The 9081-nt window shown below is 53.4% G+C and carries 8 protein-coding genes; all 8 read right to left on the bottom strand.

Translation table 11 applies throughout. From position 1 onward, the window contains the following. Positions 1-290: 290 nt before the first annotated feature. The gene (locus B5D23_RS09515; RefSeq protein WP_233815138.1) at positions 291-995 is read right to left on the bottom strand and encodes a superoxide dismutase; all 705 of its coding nucleotides are present in this window, start codon (positions 993-995) and stop codon (positions 291-293) included. Between the two features lie 84 nt (positions 996-1079). Beyond that, complete coding sequence (locus tag B5D23_RS09510) at positions 1080-2438, bottom strand: hypothetical protein (protein WP_078685192.1); 1359 nt, start codon at positions 2436-2438, stop codon at positions 1080-1082. 8 nt (positions 2439-2446) lie between these two features. Next, positions 2447-3130 (bottom strand): ABC transporter ATP-binding protein, encoded by a 684-nt coding sequence (locus B5D23_RS09505; RefSeq protein ID WP_078685191.1) that lies wholly within the window; start codon positions 3128-3130, stop codon positions 2447-2449. Positions 3131-3144: 14 nt separating this feature from the next. Beyond that, complete coding sequence (locus tag B5D23_RS09500) at positions 3145-4362, bottom strand: ABC transporter permease (RefSeq protein ID WP_078685190.1); 1218 nt, start codon at positions 4360-4362, stop codon at positions 3145-3147. A gap of 8 nt (positions 4363-4370) precedes the next feature. Further along, positions 4371-5603, bottom strand: a complete 1233-nt coding sequence (locus B5D23_RS09495; protein ID WP_234985081.1) for an ABC transporter permease — start codon at positions 5601-5603, stop codon at positions 4371-4373. A 2-nt stretch (positions 5604-5605) separates the two neighbouring features. Next, complete coding sequence (locus B5D23_RS09490) at positions 5606-6367, bottom strand: outer membrane lipoprotein-sorting protein (protein WP_078685188.1); 762 nt, start codon at positions 6365-6367, stop codon at positions 5606-5608. A 131-nt stretch (positions 6368-6498) separates the two neighbouring features. Continuing rightward, the gene (locus B5D23_RS09485) at positions 6499-6900 is read right to left on the bottom strand and encodes a hypothetical protein (protein WP_078685187.1); all 402 of its coding nucleotides are present in this window, start codon (positions 6898-6900) and stop codon (positions 6499-6501) included. Between the two features lie 18 nt (positions 6901-6918). Further along, on the bottom strand, positions 6919-9027 hold the full coding sequence (locus tag B5D23_RS09480; protein WP_078685212.1) for a TRAP transporter permease: 2109 nt from the start codon (positions 9025-9027) through the stop codon (positions 6919-6921). Positions 9028-9081: the final 54 nt, after the last annotated feature.

The raw sequence follows: 9081 nt of genomic DNA, 5'->3' as shown, positions 1-9081 counted from the left end.
TAAAGCGGCTTCTTTCTCTTTCCCGTGCGTTGCCACCATTTTCTTTTTGAACGCTTGCGTTCAAAAAGAAAGGGTTGGAGCGCAAAGAAAAAGAACACACGGGACGCCCACTAGGCCAAAATTAAAGGGCCGGATGTAAGGGAAAGCCAACGGCTTTCACACATCCGGCCCTTTAATTTTGGGCGAAAGCGGGATTCCCAAGGGCCTCGTCCTTGGGCGGGGTCAAGGGGCAGCGCCCCTTGCAGGGTTTGGGGCAGCGCCCCAATAAAAAACAACATCCCGCCCTTTTGCTATTTGGCGTTATAGCGCTTGCTCACGACGTCCCAGTTAGCGAGGTAGTAGAAGATAGCCTGAACGTAGTCGCTTCTGCGGTTCTGATAGTCGAGATAATAGGCGTGCTCCCAGACGTCGACGACGAAGAGCGGCGTTTTGTTCATCGTGAGTGGCGTGTCGGCACCCTGTGTGCCAATGATGTCGATTTTTCCTGCCTTGTCTTTCACGATCCACGCCCAGCCACTGCCGAAAACGCTGGCCGCGGTAGCGATAAAGACATCCTGAAAGTGCGCAAGAGTGGAATAGGTTTCCATGAGGTCTGCGCCAAAGGCATCTGGGGGCATCCCACCGCCTTTCGCTTTGAGGCCCTGCCAGTAAAAAGTGTGGTTCCATGCCTGCGCTGCATTGTTGTAGATAGAGCGGGTGCTTTTGTTGCTGGCTGTGCTGCGAATAATATCTTCGAGGGGCATCTTGGCATACTTGGTGCCGGAAATGAGCGCGGCAAGCTTGGAATAATAGCCGAGGGTGTGCTTTCCGTAATGAAAGTCGAGTGTTTTCTGTGAGATGGCCGGGGCAAGAGATCCCTTGGCATAAGGGAGCTGCGGCGCTTTGGGTGCGGCATGCGCTTCCACGGCGGAAAAGAGGGGAGCACCGGCAAGAGCGAGTGACATCATAGCTGTCGCGCGAAGCATGTCACGGCGCGTGAGTTTCGTCTCGTCCATTCTATCCTCCTGCGGTTGAATATTGCCATGAGCATAAAGCATATTCGTGCTTTTTGCACTGACGCAGTGCGCAAAAGGGGACGCTCAAAAATACCAGGTAACCCAGCTTGTGACGTAGTCGGCCGGTTTCTGAGAAAAAGGCAGGCCGGGGATGGGGAAGCCCCCATATTCGGTGTTGGACGCGCCCCAGTTTAGCCCTGCCGTTGCGGTGAGCTGAATGTTGTCAGAAACATCATAGACAATGCGGGGAAGCCAGACACCGGACGGGTCGTCAAGATTCACAATGGCCGTGAGATACACGTTGAGAAGAGGGTGAAGCTCAATGTTGATGTTGCCGCTCCAGTACATGGAGCCGAGGGCAAAAAGTTCACCGCGAGCGATGCGGTCAGCAATGGCGGGATCCGTGAAGGGATCAGTGTAATCGTTGTCAGAAAGCCCGTTGTAATACAGTTCGGTGTAGCCATACCAGTTTTTGCCAAACCAGTTCCAGGAATAGTCGAGATTGGCTACTGCGGAAAGATAGGCAGAACGCCCACGGCTTGGCGTGTCGAGAAAGGTTCCTGTGACGTCGAAACGCCACGCCGCATTGCCAACGTAGCCAACCGCGCCGACTCCGGCAATGTAGTCCTCGTAATGGCGGGTCAAAATGATATCGAGGTTGGTGCTGTCGATGGGAATGCTGAATTTTCCACCAAGTGAACTTGAATCAAAGTCAGGCTCGCTTGTGTCTGGATTGCGTCGTGCAACATAAATGAGATCAAGCGCGTTCTCTGAGACAGGAACCTGAACGAGCGCGATGTCGTCGCCAAGCTTGTAATCCCGCTCCAGGTCGGTTGGTGAAAACGGGTTGAAGAGGTCCATAGGATTGAACGTAAAACCGTGGCCCCAGGTGACCGCCTGACGTCCGACGCGAATTTCGCCCCAGTCGGGCTGAAACGCGAGAAATGCCCGATCGAGCCGATGATAAAGAACAGTTCCGTCGTCCTCGTGAACTATGGCTGTGAGATCAACTAGCCTGCGGTCGTCATTGGGCGGAGAGAGTAGCCCATTTGGAAAGAGCGCAGGGTACGCATCCTTGAGTCTCTCGCCATCCTCCCGCGAACCGCCGCCAGTAAGCCCTGCTTCCCAGTGAATGATGGAATAGACGTGATCGCCGAAAAAAGTTTTGTTGTTGACGCGAGCCTCAAGCAGACCGTCATAGTTGGTGCCAAGTCCTACACTGTCGAGGGAGTCAAAGGCCGTGCCTTCCTGTGGAAAAAGCGCTCGCCCGTAGAGCTTTATGTGCCCTGACCATTCCATGTCGATGGAGGAAAGAGGGGAAGAGCCGGGGCTGTCTTCCTGTGCTGTGGCATAGGGGGCAGGGAACAGAAAAAGCCCAAGAGAGAGGGCGCAGAAAAAAACTCGTATGAGACGAAAAAGAGGAGAGATCGGCAAAGAAAACATGTGCTGTCCTATTTGCTTATGTCGTCGACAATCTGGCCGTCCTTGAGATGAATGAGCCGCCGGGCGTAGTCCATGACCATTTGGTCATGGGTTGAGAAAACAAAGGTGACGCCACGAGATTCGTTCATGTCACACATCATTTCGAGCAAGCCCTGTCCTGTTTTGGAATCGAGGTTTGCCGTAGGCTCATCAGCAAGCACAATGGTTGGGTTGGAGACGATGGCGCGGGCAACGGCGACGCGTTGCTGCTGGCCTCCAGAAAGCTCGGCGGGGCGGCGCGAATACATGTTGCCAAGACCGACGTCGTCGAGCACCTGACGCGCTCGATCGCGTCGCTCGGCGGTGGGAACACCCTGCATGAGCATTACGTATTCAACATTTTCCTGAGCAGAGAGCACGGGAATAATGTTGTAGGCCTGAAAAACAAATCCGATTTTGTGTAAGCGCATGTTTGCAAGCTTTGACTGGGAAAGGGCGGTGATGTCTTGGCCGTCGAGGAAGATTTGCCCGGCATTGGGGGCATCCAGCCCACCAAAGAGGTTGAGCAGTGTTGTTTTCCCTGAGCCAGAAGGCCCGGCAAGAGCTGCAAATTCTCCTGCGTTGATGGCAAGCGAAACCCCGGCCAAAGCGTGTACTTCGACTTTTCCTTGCAGGTAGGTCTTAACGACGTCGACAGCTTCAATGCTTTTCATGATCGATACCTCGCTTAGGTCTGGGCCATTGCCTCAATCGGAGTGATGCGGGCAGCTTTTATGGCTGGGTAGAGACATACCAGAATGCCAAGAATAAGAATGATGCCGTTAATGATGTAGAAATCCCTGAGGCTGAGCGTTGGGATAATGATGTTGGCAAAACCAAAGTATTCGGTTCCCTCGGCAAGAAACGAAATGTCGATGCCGCCTTGCAGAGACATGACTGTGGCAAGGCCGAGCAGGTCGCCAAGAGTTAGTCCGATGAGTAGCAGGATAACGCACTCGGTGAGTACGCCTCGAACTATCCAGAAGGGCTTCATGCCAAGTGCCTTGAGAAGGCCAAACTCCCGAATGCGCTCCATGACGGCCATCAGTGTTGTGTTGACGAGACCAAATGACATGGCCACAAACACAACAATGTACCACAGGATAATGAAAATATTGAAGATACCGAGGTAGCCAATGAGCAGAGGAAGCATGTCCTCCCACGTCAGGATGGTAGCCCCAGCTGGAAGATCAGGCGTGAGCGCTGCGTGTGTTGCTGGCACCTGTTCGATATCTTCGAGCTTAATGCAGAAATTTGTGACCGCCCCTTCGGCCTCGAGGAGGGCGCGGGCCGCGCTGAGTGAAATAAAGGCGTAGCGCTTTTCTGTTGCTTCCAGCTCGGCGCGGTAAATCCCTTTGATGCGAAAAGCTCGGGAGCTGGTTTTTCCACTGGCGTTTTGAGTCATGAGAACGAGCTTTCGCCCCAGACGAGTTTCCAGACTCTCTACAAGCCCTCGTCCGATGACGATGCTGTGCATGTCACCTGTCTCCAGAAGTTTCCCTTCTTCTGTTGTCCCGCCATAAAAAGAAAGCTTGGCTTCTTTGTCTGGTTCGATGCCAATGATGGAAACCGCTTCGGAGTTGTAGGCATTGGAGGCGATGCCGTTGACTTCGATGCGTCGGGCATACTGGGCAGAAGCCGGAAGCTGTTTTTTGAGCAAAGCTGCAATTTGTTCTGGGGCGTGAAGTCGGTTTTCGACGACAGGATCGTCCCGAAATCCCTGCTGCTGAATCTGAATGTGCCCCGTGAGTGTATTGAGGGCATTGGCAAGCATGGAATTGATGATGCCCCGGGCAAAGGCACCAAAGAAGAGCATGGACCAAGCGCCAATAATGACCGCGATGACGATGACAATTGTTCGCCGTGGGTTGCGCCAGATATTTCGCCATGAAATGAGCAGATTCATGCGCTCTCCTATGCCGCCCGCATTGCTTCGACAGGGTTCAGGCTGCGAACTTTTATGGCGGGGTACAGGGCCGTCATCATGGTGATGATGAAGACAATTGTTGGCCCGGCCGTGGCAGACAGGACTGAGAGCTGGGGCCGGATGACGCTGGGAATGCCGTATTGCCGAAGCAGACCTTCGGCTTCTCCCAGAGGAATGCCAGTGTGCGCGGCAAAAATGGTGACAGCACAGCCGAGGCCAATTCCAAGAAGCACGCCGCAAATGGTGAGCATTGCGGACTCGTACAGGAGCATTTTGCTTAGACGTCCCGGCTTTGCTCCAATGGCGATGAGGGTGCCAAATTCGTGAGTGCGCTCAAAGACAGCCATAATGAAGGTGTTCATGATGCTAAAGGCCACGACAATGATGAGGATGAGGTAAAAAATGATGCCGCCGCCAAGATCCATCTGAATGGACTGGATAAGGCCGGGGATCAGCTCGGACCAGGTCATGCAGACGAGCTGACGCTGGGGCTTATCTTTGGGAAGCAGGGTGGTTATGGCTGCCTGGGTTTCACGAACATGTGCGAGCGCATCACACTCGATGACAATCTGGTGCACGGCTCCACGCATGACAAAGATGTCCTGAAAGGCTGCAAGAGGAATTTGCACTGCACTTCGGTCGTATTCATCAACACCGGAGCGGAAAATGCCTTTGACTGTCAGCACCGTTGCCGCAATGGATCCGTCGCGGGCGTTTCCAAGGACGACCAGCTCGTCGCCGAGATGGATGTGAAGGTTTTTGGCGAGCAGGGCACCAACCAGTGCCTGAGTGCTGTCGTCAGGTGACAGATATTCGCCTTCGCGAATTGTGGAGGCGATGGTGGAAAGCTGGGCCTCGCGTATGGGGTCAATCCCTGTGACAAGTCCGCCGTAGGTGCGCTTTTCGGAAGAAAGCAGAGAAAAGCCGTTTGCCCGTACAGTACTGTTTTTTATGTGCGGGAGTGCGCGAAGTTGTGCTTCCAGCTCTTTGGGATTGCGTACAACTTTGCGCATTTTGTGGTCGCTGTTGTAGCCGTTGACTAAAATTTGCAGATGCCCGGTCTGGGATTTGACGACAGAAGTAATCATGGCTTCGTATGTCCCAAACTGAAAGGACAGCATAAAGACGAGAAGCATGCAGGCAAAGGCTATAGCGAGGAGCGTCAGGATTGTCCTGCGCGGATGTCGCCATATGTTCCGCCACGCCATGAGTATTTCCATAGTTACCTCAAAGGTTTTTTCAGGGCATTGAGCGTAAACAGGCTTTTTTTGAGCGGTACGTCAAAACTCAGGGAGTCATATTCGAGAAGCGTGTAATCTCCCTCGGATTCCGCGTCAGAGGAGCGCATAGTCCAGCGCGTGGGGAATGGTCTGCCGCCAAGCTCGGTGATCTTGTCTGTTTTCATTTCCTTGGCGACCTTGAGGTCTTCGTCGTGGAAGACCTGCGCCAGAAGAATGCCGTCATCGCGAATTGTTAATGTCTGCTGCCCCCAGATTACAGGAGCATCAGGCTTTGGCGTTGCGACAACGGTGTATATGGTGTGTCCGTTTTCTTTTTGGGTGGAGGCGATTTTGTGCGTGTAGTCGTTGAGAATGGAGTCGGCTTTCGAAAGATCATTGTTGGAAAAGTCTGAACCCATCCAAGACTGCGACATCATGGATGGAGGAATCTTGACGATGCGGTTGATTTTGGGATTATACGTCCACATTTCTGTACCGAGTTTGAGCGTTCCATTGTCTTTGTCTTTGGCTGGAGCAATGATTTTAAAGATGGAGTTCTCTCGGCCTTCGGTCCAGGCCTTGATGGTGGAGTTTCGCTCCCAGTCTTCGCGATGCACTTTCATGCGAATAACAGAGACGGAAGTTTTGCCTCGCATATAGTCCCAGGCTTTTTCGATAACCTGTGTTGCAGAAGGGGCTTGAGAAAGCGCCGTGGCTGGGAAGAAGACGGTGACGAGAAAAAGAATAATGGCGTATTTTCGCATTGGTTCCTCCTGAAAGCCGTCGGCTTATGGGCAGAGTTATATAAAGATACATTATCAGAAGATGGAGACTGAACCAATAAAAAAGGGGCTGCACCACGGTGCAGCCCCTTTTGTTGATGGATTTTTTTACGTTATCCCTGATTTTCCCAGTAATTGTTGACGAAGGCTTTGACCCGTCGCTGGATGCGTATGGTGCGGCCAAGGATTTCGCCAAGTGCAAAGAGGGCGACAGACAGGATGAACGAGAAGATGAGGGTGGCAACGCCGCCGAACATCATCAGAAGATCAAAGGTCTGGTCTTCGCCTCCTGTGCTCCAGAGCATGGCAATGCAGGCAATGGTGCCAAGAATCCAGGAAAGATGCGCAACCACGATAAGCACCTGTTCCATAGGGATACGGGCAACCGGGTTGAGCATTTTGTATCCGACAAAGTCTTCACTGCCGCATTTGGGGCACTGCCCGTAGCTTTTGCTAAAGGTCTCACCACAGACTTCGCACTGAAGCATCTTGGTGACTACGACGCGAGATGGCATTGTTTTTTCCTCCTGCGGCTAAGCTGCTGCGGCGTTAGAGAGTTCAGCTCGCTTTGCGCGCGGGCGCTGAATGAGCCAGATGAGACCCCAGATGAGCAGGCCGAGGGGGTAGACCCAGTAGCGCATGTCATGAGGGATGCCGATCCAGCTCGCAATGAGGTCCGGGCGCATGCAGAACAGTGTGACAGCCAGAAGCAGGGGGATTTCCCATGTCTTGTTCTTTGCGATGAACCAGCCCTGTGTTGCCGATGCAAAGGCAAAGTTACCGACGCAGGCCATTGCAAAGATGAGGAGACCCTGTGGCCAGCTGTTCACGTTATGCAAGATCAGGTCGTGGTTAAAGATAAACATGAAGGGCAGGATGGCGGTACGAATATCGTACATGAAGCCCTGAATGCCTGTCTTGATGGGCGGCGCTTCTGCGATAGCTGCGGCAGCGTAGGCGGCGAGACCAACCGGTGGGGTGTCGTCAGCCAGAATGCCGAAGTAGAAGCAGAAGAGGTGCGCTGCCATCAGCGGAACCATGAAGCCCTGCATCATGCCGAGTTCGACAATTGCCGGAGCGGTCAGGGATGCCATGACAATGTAGGTTGCCGTGGTGGGCAGGCCCATACCAATGAGCAGGCTTGCTCCAGCTGTGATGAACAGCATGAGCCAGATGTTTCCACCGGAAAGCTGATCGATAATGCTGGTGATGAGTCCGCCGAGGCCAAGGGCAACGATACCAACAATGATACCTGCTGCTGCGGTGGCCATTGCGACGCCAGCCATGTTTCGTGCGCCATCAGACAGGGAAATAAAGATGTCTTTCAGTCCCTGGACAAGAGCCGGGCGAATGCGTTCGCCGTTCATTTTGGCCTTGATGGGATGCTGGACCAGCATGATGAGCATCAGAACCATGATTGCGCGGAACGCTGCCATCTCTGGGGAGTGGCGAAGGGCAATCAGTTCGTAGAGCAGCATGCCAAGGGGCAGCATGTAGTGCAGGCCAGACATCAGGGTAGGAATTAGCGGTGGAAGTTCCTTGCGCGGAATGCCACGGAGTCCAAGTTTGCTGGCTTCAATGTGTGAAATGAAAAGCAGGGCAGCGTAGGAGGCAAAGGCCGGAACTGCTGCTGCCTTGACGACTTCGATGTATGGAACGTTGACGTACTCTGCGATGATGAAGGCTGCTGCGCCCATGATGGGCGGTGCAAGCTGGCCGTCAGTGGATGCGGCAACTTCAATGGCGCCTGCCTTGGTGGCAGGGTAGCCGACTTTTTTCATCAGCGGGATGGTGAAGGTACCTGTGGTCACGATGTTCGCGATGGAGGAACCAGAGACCATGCCGGTGAGGCCAGAGCCAAGGATTGCAGCCTTTGCCGGGCCGCCCTTGAATCCGCCAAGCAGACAGAGAGCGAGTCGAATAAAGAAGTTACCCGCACCAGCTTTTTCCAGCATGGTGCCAAAGAGCACGAAGAGGAAAACAATGGTTGCAGAAACGTCCAGCGGGATGCCGTAGATGCCTTCGGATGACATGGTCATCTGTCCGATGAAGCGGTTCAGGGAAACGCCCTTGAACGCAATGACATCTGGCATGTACGGGCCAAGGAATCCGTAGCTGATAAAGAACAGGGCAATGATTGGAAGTGCAGGACCAATGACGCGTCGGGTTGCCTCCAAAAGGAGAATGACGAGCATCAGGCCAAAGATCAGGTCGCGGATGGTTGGCATGCCGGACCGGAGCGCAATACCTTCATAGTCCAGAAAAATGTACAGCGCAGACAGGGCCGCAAATATACCAAGAATGTAATCAAGTATGGTGACTCGATGCATTGCAAGGAAGAAGCGCAGGTCAGGGCGCCAGTTTGGTTCAAATTTAAAAGTCGGGATGTTCAGATACACCAGAATAATTGCGAAAGCCAAGTGAATGGCGCGGATGTATATGGTGTCGACAATAAGCCAGCTCGCAATGGATAGCTGGAAGAGCGACCACAGGATGGCAATGCCGAGTGTGAGTTTTCCCGTTACACCGTAGGCGTCGCTTTGCAGTCCGTGTTCTGCTTCAGCCAGCCTTTGGGCGTATTCTACTCCCCGAATGGTATCGGGTTCACGTTGTGTGCGGCGGTCTGAATGATGAGCTGCCATACGAGTGTGAATCTCCTTCTTTGAAATCTGAAAATCAAGCTGACGCGGGGCGTA

The sequence above is a fragment of the Desulfobaculum bizertense DSM 18034 genome (genome assembly GCF_900167065.1).
GTDB classification, from domain to species: domain Bacteria; phylum Desulfobacterota; class Desulfovibrionia; order Desulfovibrionales; family Desulfovibrionaceae; genus Desulfobaculum; species Desulfobaculum bizertense.
The sequence above is the reverse complement of the archived record's forward strand: the minus strand, read 5'-3'. Positions and strand labels throughout refer to the sequence as shown.

Excerpts from the sequence above, each read along its gene's own strand:
- B5D23_RS09515 (WP_233815138.1), bottom strand. The coding sequence starts at position 995 with ATGGACGAGACGAAACTCACGCGCCGTGACATGCTTCGCGCGACAGCT.
- B5D23_RS09510 (WP_078685192.1), bottom strand. The coding sequence starts at position 2,438 with ATGTTTTCTTTGCCGATCTCTCCTCTTTTTCGTCTCATACGAGTTTTT.
- B5D23_RS09505 (WP_078685191.1), bottom strand. The coding sequence starts at position 3,130 with ATGAAAAGCATTGAAGCTGTCGACGTCGTTAAGACCTACCTGCAAGGA.
- B5D23_RS09500 (WP_078685190.1), bottom strand. The coding sequence starts at position 4,362 with ATGAATCTGCTCATTTCATGGCGAAATATCTGGCGCAACCCACGGCGA.
- B5D23_RS09495 (WP_234985081.1), bottom strand. The coding sequence starts at position 5,603 with ATGGAAATACTCATGGCGTGGCGGAACATATGGCGACATCCGCGCAGG.
- B5D23_RS09490 (WP_078685188.1), bottom strand. The coding sequence starts at position 6,367 with ATGCGAAAATACGCCATTATTCTTTTTCTCGTCACCGTCTTCTTCCCA.
- B5D23_RS09485 (WP_078685187.1), bottom strand. The coding sequence starts at position 6,900 with ATGCCATCTCGCGTCGTAGTCACCAAGATGCTTCAGTGCGAAGTCTGT.
- B5D23_RS09480 (WP_078685212.1), bottom strand. The coding sequence starts at position 9,027 with ATGGCAGCTCATCATTCAGACCGCCGCACACAACGTGAACCCGATACC.